The following is a 25,967-nucleotide window of genomic DNA, read 5'->3' as shown; positions in this document are numbered from 1 at the left end:
GCGGAGGGGGGTCAGACGAAAGATACGTGTCGACGCCCCGTGAGGTTCGGCCGTGCATCGACACGCCGCCGCCCTGCTCTCCGGCTTCGCCGCCCCGCTGGTCACGCTGTCGGCCATCCTCGCCGCCACCCTCGTCTCCCCGACGTTCGCGTGGGGGTCGAGCGCCCTCTCGGACCTCGGGGTGGCGCCCGCGACGGCGCTCCTGTTCAACGGCGGCCTCGTCGTCGGCGGCCTGCTCGCGCTCCCCTACACCGCCGTCCTGTGGGACGCCGACCCCGAACCGCTCTCACGCGCCGCCGCCGCCTCCTTGGCGCTCGCCGCCGTCGCCATGGGTCTGGTCGGCGTCTTCCCCTCGGACCAGCCGCTCCACGTCCCGGTGGCCGTCGCGTTCTTCCTCCTCCTCACCGTGACGATGGTCCTCGACGGACTGGCGAGACGGGACACGACGACGGGGAGCGTCGCGCTCCGACAGGCCGGCGTCCACGTCGTCGTCTGGGTCGGTTGGATTCTCGGCTACGTCCCCGGCGGCCTCGCCGTGCCCGAAATCGTCGGCGCCGCGCTGTTCGGCGTCTGGGTGCTGCTACTGAGTCCCATCGCGCTGTGGGGGCGGAAGGAGCGGGAGACGGCGGCGACGACCGCCGAGTAATGGCGGCTGGGAGACACACCTGTCGTCCACGCCGTGGCGACCGAGCAGGCAACCGACATCGGGTGGGAATTCGGAAGGGGCCGGCCGCTCGCTGGCTGCGGCTCGCTGCGGTCCTCAGTCGCTCCGCTCCCTGCGGTCCTTGCGTCGCCTCGCTCAGCGAGCGGCCGGGGGCTTCCGTAGGACACGAAATCTCCGTCTTCTGGACACACCTCTCGGAGAACACAGGCAGCACGAACACCATTTCGACACTACCCCGCCAACTCGTTGAACCGGTTCATATCCCCGTCCGTGCCGGCGACGATGAGCGAGTCGCCCTCGCGGACGACGAAGTCCGGCCCGACCTCGGTGAGTAGCTCGTCGTCCCGCTCGACGGCGATGACGGTGCAGTTCGTCCGCGCGCGTACGTCGGCCTCCGCGAGGCTCCGCCCGACGAGGTTCGGCGCCTCGGTGCGGACCACCTCCACCTGCGCGTCGGGGGTGATGACCTCCTCGTCGAGCAGGCTGGAGGCGAGCATCCGACCCGAGACGGTGGCCAGCGCGAGGACGTACTCGGCGCCGGCGCGGTAGAGCTTCGCGACGCTCTCCGGTTCGTTGGCGCGGGCGATGACCTCCACGTCCGGAGCCAACTGCTTGACGACGAGCGTCGTGAAGATGGTCGTCGTGTCGTCGGCGAGGGCGACGATGATACTGCGTGCGCGGTCGACGCCGGCCTCTTCCAGCGTCTCGCGGTCGGTCACGTCGCCGACCACGTCGACGCCGGCCTTCTCCTGCCAGTCGACGCCCACGACCGGAACGTCCGCGGTCGACAGCGCGTCGGCGGCGGTCTCGCCCACCTCGCCGTAGCCGGCGACGACGACTCGGCCGCGCCGGCGGCGACGGGTCTCGGAGAGCGTGAGCTCTTTCAGACGGTCGAGTTGGGCCTCCCGACCGGATACGAGCAGGATGGTGTGTTCGTCGATGGTGTCACCTGGGTCAGGTGGAGAGACGAACTCCCCGCGGAACCACGCGCCGATGACGTTGGCGCCGACCATCTCCGCGATACCGCTGTCGGCGATGGTGGTGCCGATGAGCGGACTCCCGCGGTGGACGAGCATCTCGGCGATTTCGAAGTCGTCGCCGATCTCCACGGCGTCGCCGAGCGAGGAGGCGACGGCCGTGGTCGCCTTGCCCGCGAGACGCTCGCCGAGCAGGCGACGGGGGGAGACGACCTTGTCGGCGCCGGCGTACGTGTGGTAGTCCGCCACGTCGGCGTCCTCGATGAGACTCACCACGTGGAGGTCACTCGCACACTCTTTCGCGGCTAGCACGATGGACGCGTTTCGCTCGTCGGTGTCGTCGGCGACGAGCGCAACGGCGTCCCCCACGGACGCGTTTTCGAGCGTCTCGATAGTCTCGGGGTCGCCGTGGACGACGCTGTACCCGTCCTCGTACAGCTCTCGGGCGCGTTCGCGGTCCTTCTCGACGACGACGTACGACCGGTCCATCGCGTCGAGTTCGGCGACGAGCGCGCTCCCGCGCGGGGTGAAGGTACAGACGATGACGTGGTCCGCCATGTCGACCGCCTCCGGCGGGTCGGTCGCCAGCGTCTCCTCGACGAGCGGGACGATGAACAGCGGCAGGGTGAGGAAGATGAGCACGACTCCCGTGAGCATCATCACGATGTTGAGGAGGAACAGGGCCGGGTGGTCCCAGAACTGGGTCTGCTCGCCGTACCCCGTCGTCGTGAACGTCTCCACGACCAAGTGCAGCGCCATGATGTACGAGATGCTCTCGCCGGCGAACGTCGCCAGCGCCCACTGGTAGACGAACGCGTACGCGAGCATCACCCCGAGCGCGAGCGCGACGTACAGCCCGGCGCGCCGCGTCGTGTCCGACATTTACGTCCGGACCTGGGAGGGGCGTGCGGTAAAGGTGTCGTACCCACCGGGTCCGGCGCGGGGCCGAAGACGCTCCCGGAAACGACTACCCGACCGCGGTGTAACGGCCGGCATGGACCGCCGACTCCGCGACGCCGCCCTCGCGGCGACCGTCGCGGCCGGCCTCCTCGCCGCCGCCCTCGCCCTCGGCGTCGAGCCCACCGAACTCCTCGACCCGGTCGCCGCCGCGGTCGGCGTCGCCGGCGCGCTCGCCCTCGAACTCCCCTTCTTGCTCTTCCCCGAGCGCGCCCACCGCCTCTGGTACCGACCTGTCGTCCAGGTCGGCGCGGCGGCGCTGGCGCTCGTCGGCGGGGTGGCGCTCCTCGTTGCCGCCGGAACGTGGGTAGTGACGGCGGTGCTCGCCGGGCTGTGCACCTACTTCGTCCTGCTCGCGGTGAGCTTCCTCGGCGCGCCCCCGGTCGGAACGGCGGAGCGATAGGGAGGCTGCCGACCGGTCTCGCCCGCTCGACTCCGGTGGCACCGCTTCGAGAGGGACGCCGACACTATACCCGCCCGGAGACCGTGGGGTCGATCATGACGCGAGAGGTCACCCACACCGCGGACGGCCCCCTTCGGCTGGACGAGAGCGACATCGACCCCGAGAAGGGGGATATCGCGGTCTGTCGCTGTGGTCTGAGCGACGACCGGCCGTTCTGTGACGGGAGCCACCGCGCCACCGAAGGTGAGACCGAGGGTCGGCTGTACAAGTACGTCGACGGGGAGCGTCGGGAGGTGGCGTCCATCGAGTACGTCGAGGCGGAGGGGTCGGAGTCGAAGGAGCCGAAGGAGTCGGAGGGACCGAACGGGTCGGAGGAGTCGAAGGAGTAGTCCGGGGTCGGCCCGCTTACGCCGGCGCCGCGCCGACGACCGCGCCGACGTACAGCACGACGACGAGGAAAATCCAGACGGCGTCGACGAAGTGCCAGTACATCGAGACGGTCTCGACGGAGACGTCGCGGTCCGCGGAGTACTGCCCCATCAGTGCGCGGACGAACACGATGAGCAGGAGCACGGCGCCCAGCGAGACGTGGAGGCCGTGCAGACCCGTCAGCCCGTAGAACGCCGACGCGAACACGCCGGAGGTGAGGGTGAACCCTTCGCCCTCGATGAACTCCCAGTACTCGAGCACCTGCCCGCCGATGAACACGGTGCCGAGCACGAGCGTGGCGAACAGCCCCTTGACGAAGCTGTCGCGGTCGCCCTCGCGGAGCTTCATGTGCGCCCAGTGGAGCGTGAACGAGGAGGCTATCAGCAGGGCGGTGTTGACGAGCACGAGCGAACTCAGCAGGCCCGGCAGTTCGCTCGGCGGCCACGCGCCCGCCCGGATGTAGAAGTAGTACCCGAAGCCGGCGCCGAAGGTACCCATCTCCGAGCCGAGGAAGGCGACCATCCCCCACTTGAGCCCGTTGCCGTGGCCGGGGGCGTCGCCGGACCAGAACGCCTTGACGAAGGCGTGGTAGAGCCAGCCGTAGAGGCCGACGAGGAACAGTCCCACCGAGCCGACGGCGACCGCCGGACCGGCAATTGAGGGGACGATGGGGTTCTCGCCACGGCCGATGATGAACAGCGCGGCGCCCACGTAGATGCCCGTGGCACCGAGGGCGGTGACGATGGGCCACCAGCTGGCCTCGCCGAACCCGCGGGGCCAGTCCTCCACGGCCGGGAGGTGGTGGCCGTGGTCGTCGTGAGATTCTTCCGTACTCATATCCTGCGATTGCGGTCCGACTACCAAAAAACCACCTAAGCGGGACAGCGGCGGAACCGAGGGGCGGCGGACCGTTCCGGGGTCGTCCCCGTCGCCCCCTCGGTCCATTTCGGAAGCTACTCCCGTCGGAGCCACCTACGCGCGATAATGACCGGTCGACACCGTCGTCGCCCTCCGACCGCCGACTCGGACCGGCCCTCCCGACGCCGACTCGGCCGCGGACTCCGTCGGGTGGGTCTCGCGCTCCTCCTCACGAGCGCGCTCCTCGCGCTCGCCCGCCCGGCGCTCGCCCACGGCGGGGCGCTCCGCGGCGCCAGCCGCGACAGCCTCGCGGTCCCGACCTGGCTCTTTCTCTCGACCGGCGGCGGCGTCGTCGGCGCCTCCTTCCTGCTCGCCAGCTTCGTCACCGACCGCGGGTTCGTCCGCGCGGTCCACGACTGGGGCGGCCTGCTCCCGGACCCCGGTCGGGCCGTCCGGCTCGTCGCCCGCCTCCTTTCGGTGGTCGTCCTCGCGGTCACCGTCGCCGTCGGCTTCGTCGGCCCGGACACCGCCTACCGCAACCTCGCGGTCCTCGTCGTCTGGGTCCTCTGGTGGGGCGGCTACGTCGCCTCGACGTACCTCGTCGCGAACACGTGGCCGACGCTGAACCCCTGGCGGACGCTCGCCGAACCCCTCCCCTCGCTCGACCGCGACTACCCCGACGGTTGGGGCGCGTGGCCGAGCGTCGCCGCCCTGCTCCTGCTCATCTGGGTAGAGGTGACGGCGCCAGTCGCCGACGCCCCGTCCCTGCTTGCCGCGGTCATCGTGGGGTACACGGTCGCCACGCTCGCCGGGACGACCGTCTTCGGCGTCGACACCTGGTTCGAGCGGGTCGACCCCATCGCCCGCGTCTTCCGGTACTACGGCCGAGTCGCCCCCTTCCGTCGGACCGACGACGGCGTCGAGTTCCGGCTCCCCGGCATGGCGCTCTCGGAGACGCGCCTCGTCACCGACCGCTCCGAAGTCGCCTTCGTCGTCGCGCTCCTGTGGGTGACGACCTACGACGGCTTCGTCGGGACGCCGCTGTGGGCCGGTGCCGACGGGAACCCCGGTATCGCGGGCGTCCTCGTCGGTGCCGGCGTCCCGGCGGTCCTGCTCTACCTCCTCGTCTTCCTCGTCGGCTACGCGGGCTTCCTCGTCGCCTACTTCGGTGCCGCCGAACTCGCACGGCGCTTCGGCGACACCTACCTCACCCGCGACTACCTCGCCAGACGGTTCGCCCCCTCGCTGCTGGCCATCGCCGCCGGGTACCAACTCGCACACAACCTCGCCACCGTGCTGACGCTGTCGCCGACCGTACTCTCGGTCGCCGCCGCGCCGCTGTCGCCGCCGCAGAACCCGCCGCTCCTGGCCGGGTTGCCGGCGTGGTTCGGCGGGCTCGAACTCACGGCCGTCCTCGTCGGCCACCTCGTCGCCGTCTGGGTCGCCCACGCCACCGCGTTCGACGTCTTCCCCTCGCGGATGCAGGCCGTCCGGAGCCAGTACGGCGTGACGCTCGTGATGGTGCTGTACACGATGACGAGCCTCTGGATCGTCTCACAGCCGTACGCGGAACCGCCGTTCCTCGGGGGGTTGTACGGCGTATGAGTCGGAGCGAGTCGGTGAGACGGGACGACGCCTGGAGCCCCCACGACGCCGACGGCGACGAACCGACCGTCGACGTACCATCGGACGCGACCCCGCACGTCTGTGAACACTGCGGCCAGCCGTTCCCCGAGGAGCGGCATCTGGTCCTACACCGAGGGCTCGAGCACTACGGCCGACTCGACGAGGCCGAGCGCGAGGCGTTCGCCGAGGCCTACGAGAGCGAAGGCGCCGAGATTCGTCGGTTCCGATTGCTCGCGCTCGGGGCGCTCGTCCTGCTGTACTTCGGGTTCCTGTTCATGTACGCCGTGTTCGCCTGAGTAGGCCGACGGCCGACCGGTCGGCCCTGTCGGTCGCCGTCGACCCCGTCCAACTTTGTTCGGGTCTCACGATTGCCGAAGTATGCAGAGAGAGGGGACCACGTCGGCTCCGGAGCGGGCGACCGAGACCGTCGGCGGGCGAGCGGCGGACGCGTTCGCGAAGCTGGGCAACGAGATTCGGCTGACGATTCTGTTGACGCTGTGGGAGGCGTACGAGCCGTTCACGGACGACGACGGGCTCACGTTCACCGAACTGCGCGAGCGGGTCGGCGTCACCGACAGCGGGCGGTTCAACTACCACCTCGAACAGGTCACGGGCGAGTTCGTCGAGGAGACCGACACCGGGTACGCCCTCCACGGCGCCGGCCACAAGGTCGTCCGCGCCGTCGTCGCCGGCGTCGGCGTCGACGACCCCGAACTCGACACCGAGGGCGTGGAGATTCCCTGTCCTCACTGTGGCTCCCCGGAGGTCGTCGACTACGAGGACCGGAAGCTGTGGGCGGTCTGTCCCGACTGCGGCCCCGACGGCGAGGAGCTAACGCTGATGGAGACGGACTTCGACCCGGCCGGAGTCGCGGGACGGACGGCGGCGGAAGTGGTTCGCGCGAACGGCACGCAGGAGGTCCAGAAAAACGCCATGCGACTCGCCGGCGTCTGTCCGGAGTGTTCCGGCGTCGTCGACTCCCGGTTCGAGGTGTGTGACGACCACCGCGACGGCGACCGGGCCTGTCCGAACTGTGGCCGCGTGAGTCGGGTGCTGGTGCGGTTCGAGTGCTCCGTCTGTAAGAACGAGATGCAAGGGCCCGCGACCGTCGCGGCCGCGTCACATCCGACGGGCCAGTCCTTCGCCCTCGAACACGGTCTGGAGCGCGGCTTCGGAGCCGACGAGGTACCGCTCGAACGGCTCGTGGAACTCGAGGAGTCAATGGACTACGACCACGCGGTCGTCTCGACCGACCCGCTCCGGGTGCGGACCACGCTTCGTCACGAGGACGGCGACGAACTGGCGTTCGTCTTCGACGAGAACGTCGACGTGGTCGAGACGACCCGACAGCGACGGGCGTAGCGCGGGACGAAGTCGTCGGCGACGGAGCGACCGCCCCGTGCGACACACGTACCCTTTTAACCCACACCGAACCCAACCCCGGGTAGAGACCAATGCTCGAAGGTGTCAACGTCGCGCTCGGCGTCTCCGGCTCCATCGCGGCGGTGAAGACCGTCGAACTGGCCCACGAACTCCGCCGGCAGGGGGCGTCGGTCCGCGCGGTGATGACCGGGAGCGCGCGGGGCATCGTCCACCCCTGGTCGCTCGAGTTCGCCACCGAGAACGACGTGGTCACCGAGATAACGGGTCGCGTCGAACACGTCGAACTCTGCGGTCGGGAGGGGTGGGCGGACGTGCTCCTGCTCGCCCCCGCCACGGCCAACACCGTCGGGAAGGTCGCCGCCGCAGTCGACGACACGCCCGTCACGACCTGCGCCACCACCGCCCTCGGCGCCGGGATTCCAGTCGTCGTCGCGCCGGCGATGCACGAGCCGATGTACGACCACCCGGGCGTCGCGGAGGCCATCGCGACGGTGGAGTCCTGGGGGGTCGACTTCGTCGACCCGCGCATCGAGGAGGGGAAGGCCAAAATCGCGACCGAGGCGGCCATCGTCACCGGCGTCGCCCGCGCGACGACCGAGCAGTCCCTCGCGGGCAGGCGCGTCGTCGTCACCAGCGGCGCGACGAGCGAGCGAATCGACCCCATCCGCACGCTCTCGAACCGCGCGTCGGGGAAGACGGGCCGAGCCGTCGCCCGTGCCTGTCACGTCCGCGGCGCCGAGGTCGTGCTGGTCCACGACGGGCCGGCGGTCCACTACGCGGACACCCGCCGAGTCGAGAGCGCCGCCGAGATGCTCGCCGCCTGCGAGGAGACCTGTGCCGGCGCCGACGCGCTCGTCTCGGCGGCGGCTATCTCCGACTACACCGTCGAGGCCGCCCCGGAGAAGATTCGCTCCGGACAGGACCGACTCACCCTCGAACTCGAACGCGTCCCGAAGCTCGTCGACACGATTCGGGAGGCCCGCCCCGACCTCCCCATCGTCGGCTTCAAAGCCGAGAGCGGCGGCGACGACGAAGCGATGGTCGGAAAAGCTCGTGAACTGCTGTCCCGCGTGGGACTCGCGTTCGTCGTCGCCAACGACGCCTCCGTGATGGGCGACGACGGCACCCGGGCGCTGGTCGTCCGCTCGGGAGCGACGAGCGAGTTCGAGGGGTCGAAAGCGGCGCTCGGTGGGCGGGTGGCCGAGGAGCTGGCGGTCGAACTGGGTTGAGACCCCGATTCGGTCCCGGTGTGCGGTCTACGCGGGTTTCGTCGGCGCTTCCCGACCGCCGACCGACTGATGGCGGTCGCGGAGGAGTGAGGGCACGCCCCGGACGTCGAGGGGTGGTCCGCGGCGGCCGACACCGATACCTCCCGACCGGTCGCAGTCGGTCGCATGTGCGACCACCACCACCGCCCGCCGACTCCGACACGACGAGGTGACGGCGCCTGATGCAGACCGGCTCCGGCGTCCCGACGGCCGAAGAGCTCCTCGTTCGCGTCGACTACGGCGCCTTCCTCACGAAACTCGCGGTGTTCGTGGTCGCCTTCACGTTCGTCTATCTGGTCGGACGGCTCGTCGCGGTCCCGGTCGCCGACCGGGCGCTCAGGGCGCGGCGGGTGACGCCGACGGTTCGCAATCCGGCGTCGAAGGCCGTACGCGTCGCGGTCGTCTTCGTCGCGTTCTTCGCCGCGATGTTCTTCGCGCGACTGGAGACGCTGCTCTCGGTGACCGGCGGGCTGGCCGCGGCGCTGACGCTCGCGGTCGGGTTCGCCTCCCGGGACGTAGTGGGCAACCTCGTCGGCGGGCTGTTCATCATCACCGACCCGAAGTTCAACATCGGCGACTGGATAGCCTGGGGGTCGAAGGAGGGAATCATCGAGGACATCTCCTTCCGGGCGACGAGGGTCCGGACCTTCCGCAACGAACTCATCACGGTGCCGAACTCGACGCTCGCCAACACCGTCGTGACGAACCACGCGGTCAAGGACCGCCTGCGCATCGACGTGCCCTACAGCGTCGACCTCGCCGGAGACGTGGACGCGATGCGCGAGGCCCTGCTCGACGCGACGCGAACCGACGACCGCATCCTCCGGGAGCCGTCGCCGACCGTCACGGTCGACGAGGTGACCGCGGCGGGGGTGACGCTCACCTCGCGGTTCTGGCTCGACTCGCCGACCCGCCCGAAGTACCTCGACGTGTACTCGGACTACAGCGAGGCCGTGAAGGCGCGCGTCGACCGCGAGGAGGTGTCGCTGTCGCCGGACTACCTCGAACTGACCGGGTCGGTCGCCACCGGCGACGAACTCGGCGACGCGTGAGACGAACTCTGTGACGAGCGACGCGAACCCGCCGACAGTATTTGCCGGGGTCGAACCGAAACGGACTCTGACGGCCGTTTTCGGCGACTATCCGGCGTCGGAACCGGACACGTCGGGGACGAACGAGATAAGAATAGTTTTGCGTCAACAGCTACTCGCTTCAGACGATTGCTAGCATGAGGGGTCGAACACGCACGAGCGACTGTTGGCCTGCCTCCCGTCGTCGAACGGGGTGGAAGGACCGTGGGAACTGACGCGGGCGTGCGCGTCCTCGTTCCGGTCGGCGAGTCGTCGACGCTCCGGAAGACGGTCGCCTACGCCGTTCGGTCGGCCCGCGAGAGCGCCGAGGAGTCGGGCGAGCACGCAGTCGTCCACTTCGTCTATCCGGCGCTGTGGCGGGCGGTAGAGCCGACGCGAGTCGAAAAGTTCGAACAGGCCGAGGAGCTGCTCGGCCGCGTCGAGCGGTGGGCCGCCGAGGACCTCGGCGTCGACGAAGAGGACGAGGAGCCGGCGACGTCGGCCGTCTCGGTCGAGACGGCGGTCGTCGGTGCGGACGAGTACCTGTTCAGTCCGGCGGACTTCGCCCGGGTTCTCCTCGGTTACGCGCGCGAACACGACCTCGAGCGCGTCGTCGTCGACCCGGAGTACCAGCCCGGCGGGAACGCGCCGATGCTGCGGCCACTGGAGTACGAACTGACGAAGTCCGACCTGGCGGTCGAGGAGGCGCCCGTCGAGCGGGCAACCCGTCGAGGGGCGCTCGTCGGACGCGAGAGCCTGCCGAAGTACCTGCTCGTCTTCGGCACCTCGTACCTGTTCTACCTCGCCCTCGGCGGGTTCAGCGGGCTGTTCGACGTCGTGACCGGGGCGATAAGCGCCGGCGTCGTCACGGCGGTGTTGGGGACGGTCGTGCTGAAGGGGGAGCCGGACTTCCGCCGGCTCCCGGGCGAACTGGCCCGGCTGGCCGTGTACACGCCGTACCTCCTCTGGGAGATCGCGAAGGCGAACGTCTCGCTCGCGTACGTCATCCTCCACCCGCGGCTCCCCATCGACCCGAAGATGGTGCAGTTCGAGGCCGCGGTGTGGGGTGACCTGCCGGCGACGACGCTCGCCAACAGCATCACCCTCACGCCGGGAACGCTCACCGTCGAGGTGAGCCAGCGGGAGTTCTACATCCACGCGCTCACCGACTCCTCGCGCGACGACCTGTTCGACGGCGCGCTCGAACGCGCCGTCCGCTTCGTCTTCTACGGCCGGGAGGCGGCGAGCATCCCCAGCCCGAAGGAGCGCGACGCGACGGCCGGCGCCGAGGAGGTCCGCTCGGAGCAGGAAGCCCGCGCCGGCAGCACGTCGAGCGCGGAGGAGGCGGAGGAATGACCGAGGTCACGCCGTTCCTCTCCGACGCGCTCGTCGGCGCCGCCGCGGCGTTCGTCGTGTTCGCCGTCGTCGTGCTCTACCGCGTGGTGAAGGGGCCGACGATGCAGGACCGCGTCATCGCGGTCAACGTCGTCGGGTCGAACACGGTCGTCATCCTCGCGCTGCTGGCCGCCGCGTTCGGCGAGTCCGGCTTCCTCGACGTGGCGCTCGTCTACGCCCTCCTGAACTTCCTGATGAGCATCGCCATCTCGAAGTTCACCGTCGACCGGGGTGACGTCATATGACGCCGCTCGAACTCGGAGTGGTCGCCCTGCTCGTCGGCGGCGTGTTCTTCGGGTTGGTCGCGGTCGTCGGCCTCCTCAGGCTTCCGGACCTCTACACCCGGGCCCACGCCGCGTCCAAGAGCGACACGCTCGGCGCGGTGCTCAGCTTCGCCGCCGTGGCGCTCGTGTTCGGCGCGGACTTCGCGACGGCGAAGGTCGTCTTCCTGCTCGTGTTCATGTTCGTGACGAACCCGACCGCGGCACACGCCATCACGCGGGCCGCCTTCGACCAGGGCATCGAGCCGTGGACCGTCGAGGACACCGAGCGCGAATCGGGGTCTCCCTCCGACTTCGGCGCGGACGACGGCGACGAATCGGGTGCGGTCGCGACCGACGGCGGCTCCGGCCGCGAGTCGGGGACCGAATCCGCCCGCGAGACGGGAACCGACACGGGGGGTGAGCGATGACCCCCCTCGAGGCGGTCGTGCTCGTCTTCGTCATCGGCTGTGCGCTGGCCGCGGCGCTGCTGCGCGACGTGCTCTCGGCCATCATCGCTTTCGCGGCGTACAGCCTCGGCATCGCGGTCATCTGGGTAATTCTCCAGGCGCCCGACGTCGCGCTCACCGAGGCGGCCGTCGGGGCGGGCGTGATGACCCTCCTGTTGCTGTTGACCATCGCGAAGACGGTTCGCCCCGAGAGCGACGCCTCCTTCGAGGACGTCCGCCCTCGGTCGCTGGTAGTCGTCGTCGCCTTCGCCGCCGTCCTGCTGGCGACGGTGCCGGCGCTCCCGGCCATCGGCGCCGAGACGCCCGTCACGACCGGCGAGGTGACCTCGTACTACCTCGAGAACGCGTACGAGGAGACCGAGGTCGGCAACGCCGTGACGGCCGTGCTGGCAGCGTACCGTGGGTTCGACACCCTCGGGGAGGCCGTCGTGGTGTTCTCCGCCGTGGTCGCGGTGCTGATGGTGCTGCGCCGGGAGGTGATGGCGTGAGCGCCGACGAACCGAACGACGGGCTGGTCCACACCGAGGACCGCACGCCGTACGTCGAGAGCACCATCATCATGACCACCGTCCGCACCGTGGCGCCGTTCATCCTCACGCTCGGCCTGTTCGTGATGTTCCACGGCGCCGACTCCGCGGGGGGCGGGTTTCAGGGCGGCGCCATCGCCGGGACGGTCGTGTTGCTGCTCGCGTTCGCGTTCGGCATCCGGGCCGTCCGCGACTGGCTGAACCCGGCCGCCGTCCTCGGACTGGTCGCGGCGGGGGTCGGCACCTTCCTCCTGGTCGCCGTCGGCTCGCTCCCGTTGAGCGGGGAGTTCCTCCAGTACACCGCCTACCCCGTTCCGCACGCGAGCAAGTACGGCATCGAACTGGTCGAACTCGGCATCGGCGCGCTGGTGGCCGGCGTCATCGTCGGCCTGTTCTTCCTCGTCGCCGTCGGTTTCGACCCCGGAGAGCCCCTGGAGGACGAACCATGATACTCGACATCCTACTCACACGCTACAACTACGTCGTCGTCGCGCTGCTGCTGCCCGTCGGTGCGTACATGATGATAGAGAACCGCAACCTCGTGAAGAAGGTCATCGGTATGAACGTCTTCCAGACGGGCATCTTCCTGTTCTTCATCACCGCCGCCTACCGCGAAGGGGCGTCACCCCCGCTGGTCGGCGACGGCGGGGCCGGTGTGACCTACGTCAGCCCGCTACCGCACGTCCTCATCCTGACGGCCATCGTCGTCGGGGTGAGCCTCACGGCGGTGGCGCTGGCGCTCATCGTCCGCATCTACGCGCAGTACGGGACGCTCGACGAGCGCCGCCTTCGGGAGGCGTACGCCGATGAGTAGCCTCCTCCCGCTGCTGGTCGCGGTGCCCATCGCCGGCGCGCTGCTCACGCTCGTCGTCGGCTACGCCGCCGACCGGCTGGGGTGGCCGCTCGCGTTCGCGTCCTCCCTCCTCCACGTCGCCCTGACGGGGTACCTGGTCGTCCGGGCGTACGCGACCCCCGACCCGCTTCGGTACACCGTCGGCGGGTTCCGGCCGCCGTTCGGCATCGAACTCGTCGTCGACGGGTTCAACGCGGCCGTCGTCGGCCTCGTCGCGGTCGTGGCCGTGGGCGTCCTCGTCTACGCGCGCCGCGCCGGCCCTCACTCGGTCGCGTTCTACACGGGGTACCTGCTGCTCGTCGCCGGCCTCTCGGGCATGAGCATCACGGGGGACATGTTCAACCTCTACGTGTTCCTCGAGATTACCGGTCTCGCCGCCTACGCCCTGGTCGCGACCGGCGACGACGGGCGGTCGGCCGTCGGTGCGCTGAAGTACCTCCTCGTCGGCACCGTGGGGGCGTCGTTGTTCCTCGCCGGCATCGGATACGCGTTCGTGGCGACGGGGACGCTCAACATGGCCGACCTCGCCACGAAACTCGGCGAGGTGGGGTACGGCTCCACGCTCGTGCGGACGTCGTTCGCCCTCGTCGTGGTCGGTCTGGGCGTGAAGACCGCACTGTACCCGCTGCACACCTGGCAGCCGGACGCGTACGCGAGCGCCCCCGACAGCGTCAGCGGCCTCATCTCGGCGCTCGTCTCGACGGTGTCCGCCTACGCGCTCGCGCGGGTCATCTACAGCGTGTACACCGTCGAGTTCCTCTCGTCGGTGGCCTACGCCCGGGAGTTCGTGCTCGTGCTGGCCGGCGTGAGCATCGTGGCCGGAAGTCTCCTCGCGGTGATGCAGACCGACATAAAACGGATGCTCGCGTACTCCTCGGTGTCGCAGTTCGGCCTCGTCGTCGCCGCCTTCGCCATCGCCAACGAGGCGGCCGTCACCGGCGGCGTCGTCCACCTCGTCGGCCACGCCGTGATGAAGGGCGGCCTCTTCCTCGCCGCGGGCGCCATCGCGATGCGCACCGGGGCGCGGACCGTCGGCGAGTTCGACGGGCTCGGCTCCCGGACGCCGCTGCTGGGCGCCGCGTTCGCCGTCCTGTCGCTGTCGATGGTCGGGGTGCCGCCGGCGGTCGGCTTCGTCGGCAAGTGGTACATCGCCCTCGGCGCGATTCAGTCACAGTTGTGGCCCATCGCCGCCGTCATCCTCCTGAGTACGCTGCTGACGCTCGCGTACTTCCTGCGGCTGGTCGAGCGGATGTACTTCCGCTCGGGGACGGGTGCGGCCGCCGGCGCCGACTCGCCGACCGGGACGGGCACGGCCACCGTCGCCGACGGCGGTGACGACGAGGACCCGACGCTCGGACGCGACGACACCCCGACGCTCGGACGCGACGACGACGACGCCTTCGCCGCCGACGACGAGCGCTTCGGTCGTCCCTCCGTCGGGATGGTCGCGGTGGTCGTCGTCGCGGCGCTGCTGGCAGTCGTGCTCGGCCCGCTCGTCTCGGCGTTCGAACCGCTGCTTGAACCCACCCTCGAAACCCTGCTCTGACAATGGCTGATATCCAATCACTCCGGCCGCTCGCGGCAGTCGCCGTTCCGGCGGTCGCCATCGCGTTCATCTACGCGTCGAACCGGCGACCGAACGTCCGCGAGGCGGCGACGCTTCTCGCCGCCGCGTCGACGTTCGTTCTCGTAGCAAGCATGGTGCCGCGCACGCTCGCGGGTGACGCCTACGTCACCACGCTGGGAGCGTTCGTCCCGCTCGGCGGCGACGTCGTCGAGTTCACGCTCCGGGCGGACGCGCTCGGCATGCTGTTCGGTCTGCTCGCGAGCCTCCTCTGGGTCGTCACGAGCTTCTACAGTATCGGGTACATGCGCGGACTCGACGAGCACGCGCAGACGCGCTACTTCGCCGCGTTCGCCGCCAGCGTGAGCAGCGCCGTCGGCGTCGCGTTCGCCTCGAACCTGCTCGTGCTGTTCGTCTTCTACGAGCTACTGACGGTGGCGACGTACCCGCTCGTCACCCACGACGAGACGGCCGAGGCCCGCGCCGCCGGCCGAAAGTACCTCGCGTACACCTTCGGCGGCGGCGTCGCGGTGCTCACCGGAACCGTCCTGGTCTACGTGCTCGCGGGCAACGTGTCGTTCGCCGCCGGCGGCATCGAGGGACTGGCCGGCGCGGACCCGACGCTCGGCCGCGCAGCGTTCGCGCTGCTCGCGCTCGGCTTCGGCGTCAAGGCGGCGCTGATGCCCGTCCACTCCTGGCTCCCGGACGCGATGGTCGCCCCGACGCCCGTCTCCGGTCTCCTGCACGCGGTGGCCGTCGTCAAGTCCGGCGTCTTCGGCATCGCGCGCGTCGTCCTCGACGTGTTCGGCCCCGAGACCGTCTCGAACCTCGGCGTCGGCGTCCCGCTGGCGGCCGTCGCGGCGTTCACGCTGCTGATGGCGAGCGTCATCGCGCTCAGACAGGACAACCTCAAGCGCCGCCTCGCGTACTCGACGGTGAGTCAGCTGTCGTACATCGTCCTCGGCCTCGGCATCGGGGCCTCGCTGGGCGGTGACGCGGCGCGCTACGCGCTCGTCGGCGGGCTGTTGCACATCCCCGCACACGCGTTCATGAAGCTCACCCTGTTCTTCTGTGCGGGCATCATCCACGTCGAGACCCACACCGACGACATCAGTGAGATGGCCGGCATCGGCAAGCGGATGCCCCTGACCATGGTCGCCTTCGGCGTCGCGGCGGCCGGGATGGCCGGAATCCCGCTCGTCGCCGGCTTCGTCAGCAAGTTCTACCTACTCATCGGCACCGCGTCGGGCGGCGAGGTGGCTTTCACCGTCGCGCTGCTCGTCTCCGGCGTGCTCAACATCGCCTACTTCTGGCCGGTGGTCTACCAGGCGTTCTTCGAGGACGAGACGCCGGACGGCCACGACCGGAAGCCGCTGGTCGAGTACCCCCTCGGGGGCCGTACCGACGTCGCCGCCGACGGCTCCGGCGGCCGCGGCGCCGGTGACGACCACGCGAGCGGCGACGGGGTCCAGGCTCGCGGCCCACAGCGCCCCGCAGACCCCGAGAGCGAGTACGCGGTCGACCGCAACCCGAGCGACCACACCGACCAGGGCGGCGAACTCGGTGACGGCGCCGAGGAGATGGTCGAGAACGACGCGGACCACGAACACGACGCCCACCACCACCACGAGGGCGGCGCCCCGGCCGGTGGCTGGGAGCGTCGCGGCTGGCTCGGGCAGGAGAGCACCTGGTTCATGCTCGGCCCGATTCTGACCGCCGCCGTCGGCTCTATCGCCATCGGTGTCGTCCCCGGTCGGGCGGTGTTCCTCCGTATCGTCGAGGAGGTCGTGCGGGCGGCGACGGCCGCCACTGCTGTCGCGACGACGGGGGTGGTGTTCTGATGGCGGTCGACGCGCTGACGACGGTTCCCCCGTTCGTCTACGTGCTCGTCGCCGCGTTACTGCTGCCGGTCGTTCCGCGACGAGCCGGCCACGCACTCGGCGTCGCGGCGACGGCCGCCGTCGTCCCGGTCGCGTTCCTCGCGCCCGAAGGGACCTTCTGGGTGACGCAGTTGTTCGGCTTCGAGGTCGCGCTGTTCAACGTCGACGACTTCTCCCGGCTGATGGGCATCATCTTCGGCTTCATCGGCGCCGTCGCGGTCCTGTACTCGTACGCGAGCGACGCGTCGAACAAGCAGACCGCCTACGCGCTGTCCTACGCCGGAACCAGCGTCGGCGCGGTGTTCGCCGGCGACTGGCTCACGCTCGTGTTCTTCTGGGAGCTGATGGCCGTCACGAGCACGCTGCTGGTCTGGGACTACGGCGGGAAGGCCGTCCGGGCCGGGTTCCGCTACGCCGTGCTGCACGGCATCGGCGGCAGTCTCGTCCTCGCGGCCATCGTCTGGCACTACGCCGAAGTCGGGTCGTTCCTCTTCGGCGCCGCGACGGGCATCGCCCCCGGGGCGCCGGCGATTCTGGCGCTCGCCGCGGTCGGCATCGGCGTCAACGTCGGCTTCGTCGGCCTGCACGCGTGGCTGCCCGACACCTACCCGCGGCCGCACGTCGCGGCCAGCGTCTTCCTCTGTGTCTACACGACGAAGACCGGCGTCTACGCGATGTATCGCGCGTTCCCGGAGGGCCACCTCTGGATAGCCTACATGGGCGCGGCGATGGCCGTCTTCGGGGCGACGATGGCGGTGCTCCAGAAGGACATGCGACGACTCCTCTCCTATCACATCCAGTCGCAGGTCGGCTACATGATCGCGGGCGTCGGCATCGGGACGACGGTGGCGACGGCGGGCGCGTTCGGTCACGTGTTCAACCACATCCTCTACAAGAGCCTGCTGTTCATGACCGTCGGCGTCATCATCTACCGCACCGGCGAGGAGAGCCTGAAGTACGTCGGCGGCCTCTGGCGGAAGATGCCCGTCACGTTCGTCGCGTTCGTCGTCGCGGCGCTCTCCATCGGCGGCTTCCCCGGGTTCAACGGCTTCGTCAGCAAGGGGATGGTGCTCGCGGAGGCGCACTACAAACACCTCGACGTCATCTGGTATCTCCTCTTGGCCGGGGGCGTCGGGACGTTCCTCTCGTTCATCAAACTGGGCTGGTACGCCTTCTACGAGGGGAGCTACGACGGCCCGGTTCGCGACGCGAACGGCCTCCAGACGGTCGCGATGGTCGGCGTCGCCGCCCTCTGTGTCGTCTACGGGCTGTTCCCGAACGCGCTGTTCGCCATCCTCCCCGGCAACGAGGGCGGCTTCGACTACACGACGTACACGGTCGGTCACGTCGTGGAGGGACTCGTCCTGTTCGTCCTCGGCGTCGTGGCGTTCGCCGTTCTCAAGCGGCCGCTCGACCGTCTCGGCCGCGTGCCGGACATCGACGCTATCTACAACCCGCTCGCCTTCTACGGCACCCGGGGCGTCGTCCGCGCGGTCACCGAGACGTACGCGGCCGTCGACCGCGCGGCCGTCGCCGCCACCGGCGGTGTGATGTGGGCCGTCCAGAACCCCGCCGACGTGGCGGAGCGAGCGACCGGACGGTACGGAGCGGCGGGGGGCGACGGTGCGAACCCGACGTCGCTCCGGGCGGACATCGGCACGAGCGTCCTCCTGCTGACGGCGGTGGTCACCGTCGGTGTCGGCGTGTTCCTCCTCACGTAGCGAGCGGGGGTCGATGACCCGCCCCGCCCGCGGGGCCCGCACCCGGCGCGGGGCGTGTCACTCGCCCACGAACGCTCCCGGAACCACCATCATTTATCCCCGTCCGAAGGAACTCTCGCCATGGACCAGTTGCGGCAGTCGCTCCTCGAGGCGCCGATCATCGAGAAAGGCGAGTACCAGTACTTCGTCCATCCCATCAGCGACGGCGTCCCCATGCTCGAACCGGGCCTCCTGCGCGAAATCGTCATCAAAATCATCCGCAAGGCCGAGTTGGAGGAGGTCGACAAGATCGTCACGCCCGCCGCGATGGGTATCCACATCTCGACGGCCGTCTCGCTGATGACGGACATCCCGCTCGTCGTCATCCGCAAGCGTCAGTACGGTCTCGACGGCGAGATGCCGCTCTCCCAGGAGACGGGTTACTCCGAGAACGAGATGTACATCAACGACGTGGACGAGGGCGACCGCGTGCTCGTCCTCGACGACGTGCTCTCGACCGGCGGCACGATGAAGGCCGTCCTCGGCGCGCTCGAACACATCGGCGCCGACCTCGTCGACGTGGTCGCCGTCATCAAGAAGGCCGGCCCCAACGAACTCGACGACACCGACTACGACGTGAAGACGCTCATCAACGTGAAAGTCGAGGACGGCGAAGTCGTCATCGTCGACGAGCACGGCGACGGATAACTGCGACCGCGACCGCGACCCCGGTCGGGTCGGCGACCGTCCCGACCGGACCACCTCGCGACCCGGCCCTACGTGTGTCTGAAGTGCGCGTTTCAGTCATCGAAACCGCTTAGTCCGAACGGTCAGTCGACTGTCGTGTGCTGGATGTACACGAACGTCGTGGCGTCGACCCCGTCGCGGCCGCCGGCGCGAAGGGAGTCGACCGCCGCCGACCACACCAATCGAACGGGGACGCGGGTGTGCGCCCGGTGAGCGACCCGTTCACGCGTCGCCACCCGTTCGCACGCGGAGGGGGTGGCGCCCGATGAGCGACCCGCTGCTCGTCGTCGAGGACCTGGAGACCCGCTTTCGTACCGACCGCGGCACGGTCCGCGCCGTCGACGGCGTGAGCTTCAGCGTCGACCGCGGGGAGACCGTCTGCGTCGTCGGCGAGTCCGGGTCGGGAAAGACCGTCACCGGTGAGTCGCTCACCCGCCTCGTCCCCTCGCCACCTGGTGAGGTCGTCGGCGGTACGATTCGTTTCGACGGGCGGGACCTGCGGCGGCTCTCCGAGTCGGAACTCGAGTCGGTCCGGGGGAACCGCATCGCACACGTGTTCCAGAACCCGCAGGACGCGCTCGACCCCGTCTACTCCGTCGGCTGGCAGATTCGCGAGGCCGTCACCCTCCACCGGGACGTGTCGACGTCCGAAGCCAGGGCGCGGGCGGTCGACCTCCTCGACCGCGTCGGCATCCCCGACGCGAGCGTCCGGGTCGACGACTACCCCCACGAGTTCTCCGGCGGGATGAAACAGCGCGTCGTCATCGCGATGGCGCTCGCCGCCGAACCCGACCTGCTCGTCGCCGACGAGCCGACGACGGCGCTCGACGTGACCATCCAGATGCAGATTCTGCGGCTCCTCCGGGACGTCCAAGCGGAGTTCGACACCGCGCTGTTGCTCATCACCCACGACCTCGGGGTCGTCGCCGAGGTCGCGGACCGCGTCGTCGTGATGTACGCCGGGAAGGTCATGGAGGAGGCCGACGTGTACGAACTGTTCGACTCGCCCTCCCATCCCTACACCCGCGCCCTGCTCGACTGTCTCCCCGGCCGTGGCGAGGGAGCGCGGGCCATCGGGGGGAGACTGCCGGACCCCACGGACCCGCCGGACGGCTGTCGGTTCCACGCCCGCTGTCCCCACGCCGTCGAGGCCTGCCGGACCGGCGACCAGCCGCCGATGGTGCCCGCCGGCGACGCCGACCACACCGTCTCCTGTGTGTACTATCAGCCCGGTTACGACGAGTCGGTCGTGACGAACGGTCGCGGCCCGGAGAACGACGGGTCGGAGGTCGTCGATGGCTGACGACGTGGGTGGGGGGAAGCCCTCGAACACGGGCGGTGCCGGTCACGACGCTGTCGACTCCGCCGACTCCGCCAGCGCCACCGACTCCACCGACACCGACTCCACCGACTTCGCCGACCCCGCCGGCCCGGTCGACCCGCTCCTCCGGGTCCGGAACCTGACGAAGCATTACCCCATCACGGAAGGGCTGCTGGCCCGGGAGGTGGGCCGGGTCCGCGCCGTCGACGGAATCGACTTCGAGGTGCGTCGCGGCGAGACGGTCGGCCTGGTCGGCGAGTCCGGCTGTGGGAAGTCCACGGCCGCGACCTCGCTGTTGCGGCTCGAAGAGCCGACGGCCGGCGAGGTCCGATTCGAGGGCGAGGAGGTCACCGAGTACGACGCGGCCGAGCTGAAACGGTTCCGTCGGCGCGCCCAGATGGTGTTCCAGGACCCGACCTCCAGCTTCGACCCCCGGATGACCATCGGCGAGTCGGTCGCCGAGCCGCTCGTCGTCCACGGGATGACCGACGGGGAGCGCCGCGAGCGCATCGTCCGTGGCGTGCTCGAACGCGTCGGCCTCTCGGCGGACGACGCCGACCGCTACCCCCACGAGCTGTCGGGCGGCCAGAAACAGCGCGTCGGCCTCGCCCGTGGACTGGTGGTCGACCCGAGCCTCGTCGTCGCCGACGAACCCGTCTCGGCGCTCGACGTGTCGATTCAGGCCGAGATTCTCTCCCTGCTCGACGACGTGCAGGAGGCGTTCGGGCTGGGCGTCCTCCTCATCAGCCACGACCTCGCGGTCGTCCGCGAGGTGTGTGACCGCGTCGCCGTGATGTACCTCGGCGAAATCGTCGAGACCGCTCCGACCGACGAGCTGTTCGAGGACCCCCAGCACCCCTACACACGGGCCCTGCTGGGCTCCATCCCGCGGCCGGACCCTCACCGCCGGGGGTCGGCGGTCGAACTCACGGGGGACGTCCCCGACCCCTCGGACCCGCCCGCAGGCTGTCGGTTCCACACTCGCTGTCCCGAGGTAATTCAGCCCGACGGTTACGAGTTCGAGCAGTCGGTCTGGCGGGGTGTGATGGACCTCCGAGTCCGACTCCGCTCCGGACGCTTCGACGACGCGGTCGTCCGCGAGACCGCCGCGGAGGCGGACGGGGTCCCGGCCGCGGAGCTGAGTCCCGAACGGGTCGCGGCGGCCGTCCGCGAGGAGTTCGACCTCCCCGCCGAGTTGGGCGACGACGACGCCGAGCGCGTGCTCTCGGACGCGATGTCGGCGCTCGTAGACGGGGAGGTCGAGACCGCGAGGGAGCGCCTCGCCGAGTCGTTCGGGACGGTGTGTGAGACGGTGGACCCGCCGCTCGATGCGACGCCGGCGGGCCACGAGGCCGCCTGTCACCTCCACGGGGAGCCGACGGAGCCCGGGGCGGCCCCGGACGAAGGGCGGGCGGACTGAGCGGTTCCGGGGCCGTACGCCTCTTGAGCGACGAGCCCCAATCGTCGCCCACGATGCCATCAGCACTGTTCGTCGTCAGCGAGGAGGGGTACTGGGGAGAGGAGTGTACGACGCCGCTCACGGCGCTCGAGGACGCCGACTTCGACCTCACGGTCGCGACGCCGTCCGGGAGCGAGCCGGTCATCGACGACCGGTCGGTCGACCCCGACGAGGTCGGCGAAGACACCGCAGAGCGCGTGAAAGAGATTCACGAGTCGAACGAACACCTCAACGACCCCGTCCCGGTCGCCACCGTCTCGGCCGACGACTACGACGCGGTCGTGTTCCCCGGCGGTCACGGCACCGAGTGGGACATCAACCAGGACACGCACGCCCGGCAGCTGCTCGCCGACGCCGTCGACGGCGACGAGGGGACGGCGCTGGTCGTCTGTCACGCGGTCGGCATCCTCGGGTTCACCCACCGCGACGAGGGCGGCTACCTCGTCAACGGTCGCGACGTTACCGGCTTCCCGAACGAGTGGGAGGAGGACATCGTCGACGAGTATGACCGGATGCCCGACGGGCGGAAGCTCCCCTACTGGGTCGAAGACGAGGTCGTCGGCGCCGGCGGGAACTGGGACGCCGAACTCGACGCGGACGAGAGCGTGACGGTCGACGGCGACCTCATCACGGCTCGTGGCCCAGAATCCTCCGAGGCCGCGGCTACGACGCTCCTGGACGAACTGGGCGTCGAGTAGTCGGTCCGAGTCGCTGTCGGTCCGGGCGTATCGGCTCTTTTCGACGATTTCGGTACGAGAGCGGTCGGTATCGTTCTCTCCGACGTGACCCCCGGAGAGCCCCCGCCCCACACCGTACAGCTTCGTCCCTCCCCACCCTCCGTCCGGCCGACAACGCGGGACTCGCTCCGTTCGTCTCGCCGGCTCCCGTTCACCTTCGGCTCACGAGAACACGGAGGTCGGTCGCGGTCCCTCACACGACCGGCGGCACACGGAGGTGCCGCCGGCGCGCGCCGAGTGGTGCCTTCAGGAATCGTCGCTCGACTCCGAGCCCCCGTCCTCGTCCAGTCGCTCGACCTGCTTCCCGGTCTCCTTCGGAATTACCCGTCTGTCGGCGTCCGCCCACTCCCGCTCCAGTTCGCGCCCTTCGAACAGGCGGTCGAGGAAGACGGCGAGGGCGGCGACTTCCGAGTGAGGTTGGCCCGTCACGCCGACGTTCCAGTCGGCGGCCTCGTACACGTCGAAGGGGACCTTCTGGGAGCCGACGACGACGAGCAGCGGCTCCTCGCGGTCGGCGTGGGCCTCCCGGACCTCGGCCTCCACGTCCTGGACGCGCTCGCCGTACATCGTCAGGTGGACCACAGACCCCGTCCACTCGCGGAGGAGCGGCCGCCAGGAGTCGGTCACCTCCACCTCGAAGGGGCCGCCGAACCGGTCGGTGATGTCGCGGACGGTCGTCGCGGCCTGCGTGGTGTCGCCGACGAGTACCGCCCGGTCCGCGCCGAGGGCACGCGCCGTGAGTCCGATGTGGGTCGTCATCCGGTCGTCCCGGCCCGGCCGGTGACCGAGTCGGAGGACGACGACCTCGGGTTCGTCCTGCATGGGCGTCGGTCGTCCCCGCGCCGGGTAGACGGTTTCGCTTCGGTACCAGCGGGGGAAGGAGGGGGCTCAGCAGTCGTGGGCGTCGTCGGGGGTGCTGTCGGCGGAGCGCCCCCGCGTCGCCTTGGTGAACCCCGCCTCCTCGAACACGCGGTCGACGAGCGAGGGGTCGTACGTCCAGAACCCCTCGTAGCGGCCGTCGCCGACCTCCCGGGCGACGAGCGCACACTCGTACCAGGGGTCGCCGCCGCCGTCGAAGGCGACGAACCACGTCTCGGTCACGTCGGGGTCGTCGGACGCGTGGACCGTGATTCCCGGCAGTTCCGGCGGCTCCCAGTCGGCGTCGCCGAAGACGTGGACGTCGAGGTCCGTCGCCGAGGCGAGGTTGAGGTACACCTCCATCTGCGACTCGAAGACGGAGAGTCGCTGGAAGCCGGCGACGAGCGTCCCCGTCCCGACCCGGAGGGCGCGGTCCTCTATCTCCCGGGAGGCCGCGAGCAGGCGCCGGCGGTCGAGCGCGGAGAAGACGGTGTCGTCGAGGATGTCGAGGAGGTAGCGGAAGTCCGCCTCGACGAGTTCGCGGCTGCCGGGGTCGTGAATTTCGGGGTCGACGAGGCGGTCGAGCGCGGCGAGGTCGACGCTCCCGACGTACTCCCCGTCCTCGCTGACGACGACGAACTCGCCGTACTCGGGGCCGGGGAGCGATTCGAACTCGACCTCGACGTGGCGGGAGCCGAGATGTTCGCCGAGGTCGACCTCGGGTCGGTGGGTGAAGACGCTGAGTTTCTTCCGACGGGATTCCACGTCGGCGATGAGTTCGGTGAAGGGCATGATACGCACCGTCCGTGACGTGAGTGACAGTACGACACACAGGGAGTAAAGCGTTCGTCGGACGGGTGTTTGGGTCGGCATCGACGGCCGTCCGGCCGGTGGAGGGGACCAGAACGCACTTGCCGGTGCCCGAAACAGTAGGTCGCATGGAACTCACCGACAAGCGGCTCCTCGTCACCGGTGGCGCGGGCCTCGTCGGCTCGCATCTCGCCGGCCGCCTCGCCGCCGACAACGACGTGGTCGTCGCCGACGACCTCTCGAAGGGGGACCGCGAGCGCGTCCCCGACGGCGTCGAGTTCGTGCAGGCGGACATGACCGACGCCGACGACGTGGCCGAGGTCGTCACGGCAGACCTCGACGCAGTCTTCCACTTCGCGGCGTACACCGACACGAACTACGCGAACCCCCGCCGGCTGTTCGAGGAGAACACGGAGATGACGTACAACGTCCTCGAACGGATGAAGGCGGTCGGCGTCGACAACGTCGCGTTCACCTCCTCCTCGACGGTGTACGGCGAGGCGCCGATGCCGACGCCCGAGGACTACGCGCCGCTCGAACCCATCTCCGTCTACGGCGCCTCGAAACTCGCGGACGAGGGGCTCGTGTCGGTGTACGCCCACTCCCACGACTTCACCGTCTGGATGTACCGCTTCGCCAACATCGTCGGCCCGTACCAGCGCGGTAACGTCGTCCCCGACTTCATCCAGAAGCTGCAGGAGGACCCCGAGACGCTGGAGATTCTGGGCGACGGCCGCCAGGAGAAGTCCTACCTCCACGTCGAGGACTGCGTCGACGCGATGTGTCACGTCGTTTCCCACGCCGACGCGCCGATGAACACGTTCAATCTCGGCACCAGAACGACCACTTCCGTCACGCGCATCGCCGACATCGTCGCCGAGGAGATGGGGCTCAGTCCGGAGTACGAGTACACCGGCGGCGACCGCGGCTGGACCGGCGACGTACCGAAGATGCGCCTCTCCGTCGAGAAGCTCTCCGCGCTGGGGTGGGAGCCGCCGACCTCCAGCGACGAGGCCGTTCGCCGCGGGGCGCGCGACCTCGTCGACGAACTCGTGTAGGCGGAAGGGTCGTCAGACCGAGAACTCGGCCTCCGCCGACACGTCGGCGTCGTTCGCGGCGAGGTCGGCGACGGCGACGTACTCGCCCGGTTCGGGGTCGTCCCACGTCCCCTCGAAGGTCACCGTCTCGCCGGCGCCGACCGTCTCGGTACCGAGCATCTGGGCGAACATCCGTCCCTCGCTCCAGCGCCATACCTCGGTCCCCCCGTCGTCGTCGCCCGCTCGAACGGCGAAGTCGGCACGCATGCTGTCCCTGAACGAGAGCGTCACCGCCTCCTCGCCGTCGTTCTCGACGGCGAGTGTGAAGCGGACCGCGTCGTCGACCGGTTCGGCGGAGAGACTGCCCGTGAGCATACGCGAGGCGACGGGTCGGACGGACTTAATTTTCTGGGGCGCTGAACAAGGTTGAAATGGGTGGACACGCAAGCGCTCTGCGGAGGCGTGACAGATGGGACTCCTGGGAACCGTCACGGAGGCTGTATCGGGCGACCGTTCGCCCTCCGCCGCGGAGGAGACCTTCGCGTACCGCTGTGTCTCCTGTGGCGAGCGGTTCGAACTCCCGAAGTCACAGATGACTGCGGCCCGCTGTCCCGACTGCGGGTCGCGAAACGTCAAGGACGCCGGGGACCGATAGGGGTCTCGGCGGTCCGCGGAGTCTCCCCTACGACGCCCGGTCGCGTCCTACCCGCTCGA

General features: G+C 69.7%; 28 protein-coding genes and 1 pseudogene. 23 read left to right on the top strand and 6 right to left on the bottom strand.

All coding sequences use genetic code 11. The features are described 5' to 3' along the window. The first annotated feature begins 52 nt into the window (after positions 1–52). Positions 53–646 carry a DUF998 domain-containing protein gene (locus N5095_RS21000; RefSeq protein ID WP_267625141.1) on the top strand — a complete coding sequence of 198 codons (594 nt, stop codon included), beginning with the start codon at positions 53–55 and terminating at the stop codon, positions 644–646. 248 nt (positions 647–894) lie between these two features. On the opposite strand, the gene N5095_RS20995 is transcribed toward N5095_RS21000, so the two are convergent. Continuing rightward, on the bottom strand, positions 895–2,523 hold the full coding sequence (locus N5095_RS20995; RefSeq protein WP_267625140.1) for a potassium channel family protein: 1,629 nt from the start codon (positions 2,521–2,523) through the stop codon (positions 895–897). A gap of 112 nt (positions 2,524–2,635) precedes the next feature. Between N5095_RS20995 and N5095_RS20990 the strand changes: the two genes are divergently transcribed. Together N5095_RS20990 and N5095_RS20985 are read left to right on the top strand one after the other, a co-directional pair. After that, positions 2,636–3,001 (top strand): hypothetical protein, encoded by a 366-nt coding sequence (locus N5095_RS20990; protein WP_267625139.1) that lies wholly within the window; start codon positions 2,636–2,638, stop codon positions 2,999–3,001. Between the two features lie 95 nt (positions 3,002–3,096). After that, positions 3,097–3,390 (top strand): CDGSH iron-sulfur domain-containing protein, encoded by a 294-nt coding sequence (locus N5095_RS20985; protein ID WP_267625138.1) that lies wholly within the window; start codon positions 3,097–3,099, stop codon positions 3,388–3,390. Between the two features lie 16 nt (positions 3,391–3,406). Here the strand turns inward: N5095_RS20985 and N5095_RS20980 are convergent, their stop codons facing one another. Continuing rightward, entirely contained in the window at positions 3,407–4,267 is an 861-nt protein-coding gene (locus tag N5095_RS20980; RefSeq protein WP_267625137.1) for a cytochrome c oxidase subunit 3, read from the bottom strand. Positions 4,268–4,414: 147 nt separating this feature from the next. Between N5095_RS20980 and N5095_RS20975 the strand changes: the two genes are divergently transcribed. From N5095_RS20975 to hpt, 15 genes and pseudogenes are all read left to right on the top strand, one after another. Further along, positions 4,415–5,893 (top strand): hypothetical protein, encoded by a 1,479-nt coding sequence (locus N5095_RS20975; protein ID WP_267625136.1) that lies wholly within the window; start codon positions 4,415–4,417, stop codon positions 5,891–5,893. Continuing rightward, positions 5,890–6,210 (top strand): DNA-binding protein, encoded by a 321-nt coding sequence (locus N5095_RS20970; RefSeq protein ID WP_267625135.1) that lies wholly within the window; start codon positions 5,890–5,892, stop codon positions 6,208–6,210. The genes N5095_RS20975 and N5095_RS20970 overlap by 4 nt, the downstream gene beginning before the upstream one ends. A gap of 82 nt (positions 6,211–6,292) precedes the next feature. After that, on the top strand, positions 6,293–7,276 hold the full coding sequence (locus N5095_RS20965; RefSeq protein ID WP_267625134.1) for a DUF7351 domain-containing protein: 984 nt from the start codon (positions 6,293–6,295) through the stop codon (positions 7,274–7,276). Between the two features lie 92 nt (positions 7,277–7,368). Continuing rightward, a complete protein-coding gene (gene coaBC, locus N5095_RS20960; RefSeq protein WP_267625133.1) occupies positions 7,369–8,526 on the top strand; it encodes a bifunctional phosphopantothenoylcysteine decarboxylase/phosphopantothenate--cysteine ligase CoaBC in 1,158 nt (385 codons plus the stop codon). Positions 8,527–8,747: 221 nt separating this feature from the next. After that, positions 8,748–9,617 carry a mechanosensitive ion channel family protein gene (locus N5095_RS20955; protein WP_267625132.1) on the top strand — a complete coding sequence of 290 codons (870 nt, stop codon included), beginning with the start codon at positions 8,748–8,750 and terminating at the stop codon, positions 9,615–9,617. 243 nt (positions 9,618–9,860) lie between these two features. After that, entirely contained in the window at positions 9,861–10,991 is a 1,131-nt protein-coding gene (locus N5095_RS20950; protein ID WP_267625131.1) for a monovalent cation/H+ antiporter subunit E, read from the top strand. Next, a complete protein-coding gene (locus N5095_RS20945) occupies positions 10,988–11,275 on the top strand; it encodes a cation:proton antiporter (RefSeq protein WP_267625130.1) in 288 nt (95 codons plus the stop codon). Before N5095_RS20950 ends, N5095_RS20945 begins: the two co-directional genes overlap by 4 nt. Next, a pseudogene (gene mnhG / locus N5095_RS20940) lies at positions 11,272–11,580 on the top strand (monovalent cation/H(+) antiporter subunit G); the annotation flags it as partial. The gene N5095_RS20945 and the pseudogene mnhG, both read left to right, overlap by 4 nt. A 137-nt stretch (positions 11,581–11,717) precedes the next feature. Continuing rightward, a complete protein-coding gene (locus tag N5095_RS20935) occupies positions 11,718–12,248 on the top strand; it encodes a DUF4040 domain-containing protein (RefSeq protein ID WP_267625129.1) in 531 nt (176 codons plus the stop codon). Continuing rightward, on the top strand, positions 12,245–12,736 hold the full coding sequence (locus N5095_RS20930; protein WP_267625128.1) for an MnhB domain-containing protein: 492 nt from the start codon (positions 12,245–12,247) through the stop codon (positions 12,734–12,736). Before N5095_RS20935 ends, N5095_RS20930 begins: the two co-directional genes overlap by 4 nt. Continuing rightward, the gene (locus N5095_RS20925) at positions 12,736–13,101 is read left to right on the top strand and encodes a cation:proton antiporter subunit C (protein ID WP_390203731.1); all 366 of its coding nucleotides are present in this window, start codon (positions 12,736–12,738) and stop codon (positions 13,099–13,101) included. The genes N5095_RS20930 and N5095_RS20925 overlap by 1 nt, the downstream gene beginning before the upstream one ends. Beyond that, positions 13,094–14,686, top strand: coding sequence for a monovalent cation/H+ antiporter subunit D family protein (locus N5095_RS20920; RefSeq protein WP_267625126.1), 1,593 nt, complete (start codon positions 13,094–13,096; stop codon positions 14,684–14,686). Before N5095_RS20925 ends, N5095_RS20920 begins: the two co-directional genes overlap by 8 nt. A gap of 2 nt (positions 14,687–14,688) precedes the next feature. Continuing rightward, positions 14,689–16,545, top strand: a complete 1,857-nt coding sequence (locus N5095_RS20915; RefSeq protein WP_267625125.1) for a cation:proton antiporter — start codon at positions 14,689–14,691, stop codon at positions 16,543–16,545. Further along, positions 16,545–18,305, top strand: a complete 1,761-nt coding sequence (locus N5095_RS20910) for a Na(+)/H(+) antiporter subunit D (RefSeq protein WP_267625124.1) — start codon at positions 16,545–16,547, stop codon at positions 18,303–18,305. The genes N5095_RS20915 and N5095_RS20910 overlap by 1 nt, the downstream gene beginning before the upstream one ends. A gap of 120 nt (positions 18,306–18,425) precedes the next feature. Next, complete coding sequence (gene hpt / locus N5095_RS20905; RefSeq protein WP_267625123.1) at positions 18,426–18,992, top strand: hypoxanthine/guanine phosphoribosyltransferase; 567 nt, start codon at positions 18,426–18,428, stop codon at positions 18,990–18,992. A gap of 122 nt (positions 18,993–19,114) precedes the next feature. Here hpt and N5095_RS20900 read toward each other — a convergent pair whose 3' ends face one another. Beyond that, complete coding sequence (locus tag N5095_RS20900) at positions 19,115–19,267, bottom strand: hypothetical protein (protein ID WP_267625122.1); 153 nt, start codon at positions 19,265–19,267, stop codon at positions 19,115–19,117. Between the two features lie 29 nt (positions 19,268–19,296). Between N5095_RS20900 and N5095_RS20895 the strand changes: the two genes are divergently transcribed. From N5095_RS20895 to N5095_RS20885, 3 genes are read left to right on the top strand one after another with little or no spacing between them, the layout of a single operon-like run. Continuing rightward, positions 19,297–20,334 carry an ABC transporter ATP-binding protein gene (locus N5095_RS20895; RefSeq protein ID WP_267625121.1) on the top strand — a complete coding sequence of 346 codons (1,038 nt, stop codon included), beginning with the start codon at positions 19,297–19,299 and terminating at the stop codon, positions 20,332–20,334. Next, positions 20,327–21,772 (top strand): ABC transporter ATP-binding protein, encoded by a 1,446-nt coding sequence (locus N5095_RS20890; protein WP_267625120.1) that lies wholly within the window; start codon positions 20,327–20,329, stop codon positions 21,770–21,772. Before N5095_RS20895 ends, N5095_RS20890 begins: the two co-directional genes overlap by 8 nt. Before the next feature lie 53 nt (positions 21,773–21,825). Further along, positions 21,826–22,509, top strand: coding sequence for a type 1 glutamine amidotransferase domain-containing protein (locus N5095_RS20885; protein ID WP_267625119.1), 684 nt, complete (start codon positions 21,826–21,828; stop codon positions 22,507–22,509). Between the two features lie 285 nt (positions 22,510–22,794). On the opposite strand, the gene N5095_RS20880 is transcribed toward N5095_RS20885, so the two are convergent. Together N5095_RS20880 and N5095_RS20875 are read right to left on the bottom strand one after the other, a co-directional pair. Further along, a complete protein-coding gene (locus N5095_RS20880) occupies positions 22,795–23,370 on the bottom strand; it encodes a tRNA (cytidine(56)-2'-O)-methyltransferase (RefSeq protein ID WP_267625118.1) in 576 nt (191 codons plus the stop codon). 66 nt (positions 23,371–23,436) lie between these two features. After that, positions 23,437–24,198, bottom strand: coding sequence for a DICT sensory domain-containing protein (locus tag N5095_RS20875; protein ID WP_267625117.1), 762 nt, complete (start codon positions 24,196–24,198; stop codon positions 23,437–23,439). A 146-nt stretch (positions 24,199–24,344) separates the two neighbouring features. On the opposite strand from N5095_RS20875, the gene N5095_RS20870 reads away from it, so the two are divergent. Continuing rightward, positions 24,345–25,274: an NAD-dependent epimerase/dehydratase family protein gene (locus N5095_RS20870; RefSeq protein ID WP_267625116.1), complete on the top strand. Its 930-nt coding sequence runs from the start codon at positions 24,345–24,347 to the stop codon at positions 25,272–25,274. A 12-nt stretch (positions 25,275–25,286) separates the two neighbouring features. Here N5095_RS20870 and N5095_RS20865 read toward each other — a convergent pair whose 3' ends face one another. Continuing rightward, positions 25,287–25,628 carry a BsuPI-related putative proteinase inhibitor gene (locus tag N5095_RS20865; protein ID WP_267625114.1) on the bottom strand — a complete coding sequence of 114 codons (342 nt, stop codon included), beginning with the start codon at positions 25,626–25,628 and terminating at the stop codon, positions 25,287–25,289. Positions 25,629–25,722: 94 nt separating this feature from the next. Here N5095_RS20865 and N5095_RS20860 point away from each other — a divergent pair, with 94 nt between their 5' ends. Then, positions 25,723–25,908, top strand: a complete 186-nt coding sequence (locus N5095_RS20860) for an FmdB family zinc ribbon protein (protein ID WP_267625113.1) — start codon at positions 25,723–25,725, stop codon at positions 25,906–25,908. Positions 25,909–25,967: the final 59 nt, after the last annotated feature.

The organism is Halobium salinum, assembly GCF_026586625.1.
Classification (GTDB): Archaea; Halobacteriota; Halobacteria; order Halobacteriales; family Haloferacaceae; genus Halobium; species Halobium salinum.
Note: the sequence above shows the minus strand (reverse complement) of the source record. Positions and strands in the feature narration are given on the sequence as shown.

What these genes read in the sequence shown, in the direction of transcription:
- N5095_RS20995 (WP_267625140.1), bottom strand. Translation starts at nt 2,523, where the DNA reads ATGTCGGACACGACGCGGCGCGCCGGGCTGTACGTCGCGCTCGCGCTC.
- N5095_RS20990 (WP_267625139.1), top strand. Translation starts at nt 2,636, where the DNA reads ATGGACCGCCGACTCCGCGACGCCGCCCTCGCGGCGACCGTCGCGGCC.
- N5095_RS20985 (WP_267625138.1), top strand. Translation starts at nt 3,097, where the DNA reads ATGACGCGAGAGGTCACCCACACCGCGGACGGCCCCCTTCGGCTGGAC.
- N5095_RS20980 (WP_267625137.1), bottom strand. Translation starts at nt 4,267, where the DNA reads ATGAGTACGGAAGAATCTCACGACGACCACGGCCACCACCTCCCGGCC.
- N5095_RS20975 (WP_267625136.1), top strand. Translation starts at nt 4,415, where the DNA reads ATGACCGGTCGACACCGTCGTCGCCCTCCGACCGCCGACTCGGACCGG.
- N5095_RS20970 (WP_267625135.1), top strand. Translation starts at nt 5,890, where the DNA reads ATGAGTCGGAGCGAGTCGGTGAGACGGGACGACGCCTGGAGCCCCCAC.
- N5095_RS20965 (WP_267625134.1), top strand. Translation starts at nt 6,293, where the DNA reads ATGCAGAGAGAGGGGACCACGTCGGCTCCGGAGCGGGCGACCGAGACC.
- coaBC (WP_267625133.1), top strand. Translation starts at nt 7,369, where the DNA reads ATGCTCGAAGGTGTCAACGTCGCGCTCGGCGTCTCCGGCTCCATCGCG.
- N5095_RS20955 (WP_267625132.1), top strand. Translation starts at nt 8,748, where the DNA reads ATGCAGACCGGCTCCGGCGTCCCGACGGCCGAAGAGCTCCTCGTTCGC.
- N5095_RS20945 (WP_267625130.1), top strand. Translation starts at nt 10,988, where the DNA reads ATGACCGAGGTCACGCCGTTCCTCTCCGACGCGCTCGTCGGCGCCGCC.
- N5095_RS20935 (WP_267625129.1), top strand. Translation starts at nt 11,718, where the DNA reads ATGACCCCCCTCGAGGCGGTCGTGCTCGTCTTCGTCATCGGCTGTGCG.
- N5095_RS20920 (WP_267625126.1), top strand. Translation starts at nt 13,094, where the DNA reads ATGAGTAGCCTCCTCCCGCTGCTGGTCGCGGTGCCCATCGCCGGCGCG.
- N5095_RS20915 (WP_267625125.1), top strand. Translation starts at nt 14,689, where the DNA reads ATGGCTGATATCCAATCACTCCGGCCGCTCGCGGCAGTCGCCGTTCCG.
- N5095_RS20910 (WP_267625124.1), top strand. Translation starts at nt 16,545, where the DNA reads ATGGCGGTCGACGCGCTGACGACGGTTCCCCCGTTCGTCTACGTGCTC.
- hpt (WP_267625123.1), top strand. Translation starts at nt 18,426, where the DNA reads ATGGACCAGTTGCGGCAGTCGCTCCTCGAGGCGCCGATCATCGAGAAA.
- N5095_RS20895 (WP_267625121.1), top strand. Translation starts at nt 19,297, where the DNA reads ATGAGCGACCCGCTGCTCGTCGTCGAGGACCTGGAGACCCGCTTTCGT.
- N5095_RS20890 (WP_267625120.1), top strand. Translation starts at nt 20,327, where the DNA reads ATGGCTGACGACGTGGGTGGGGGGAAGCCCTCGAACACGGGCGGTGCC.
- N5095_RS20885 (WP_267625119.1), top strand. Translation starts at nt 21,826, where the DNA reads ATGCCATCAGCACTGTTCGTCGTCAGCGAGGAGGGGTACTGGGGAGAG.
- N5095_RS20880 (WP_267625118.1), bottom strand. Translation starts at nt 23,370, where the DNA reads ATGCAGGACGAACCCGAGGTCGTCGTCCTCCGACTCGGTCACCGGCCG.
- N5095_RS20875 (WP_267625117.1), bottom strand. Translation starts at nt 24,198, where the DNA reads ATGCCCTTCACCGAACTCATCGCCGACGTGGAATCCCGTCGGAAGAAA.
- N5095_RS20870 (WP_267625116.1), top strand. Translation starts at nt 24,345, where the DNA reads ATGGAACTCACCGACAAGCGGCTCCTCGTCACCGGTGGCGCGGGCCTC.
- N5095_RS20865 (WP_267625114.1), bottom strand. Translation starts at nt 25,628, where the DNA reads ATGCTCACGGGCAGTCTCTCCGCCGAACCGGTCGACGACGCGGTCCGC.
- N5095_RS20860 (WP_267625113.1), top strand. Translation starts at nt 25,723, where the DNA reads ATGGGACTCCTGGGAACCGTCACGGAGGCTGTATCGGGCGACCGTTCG.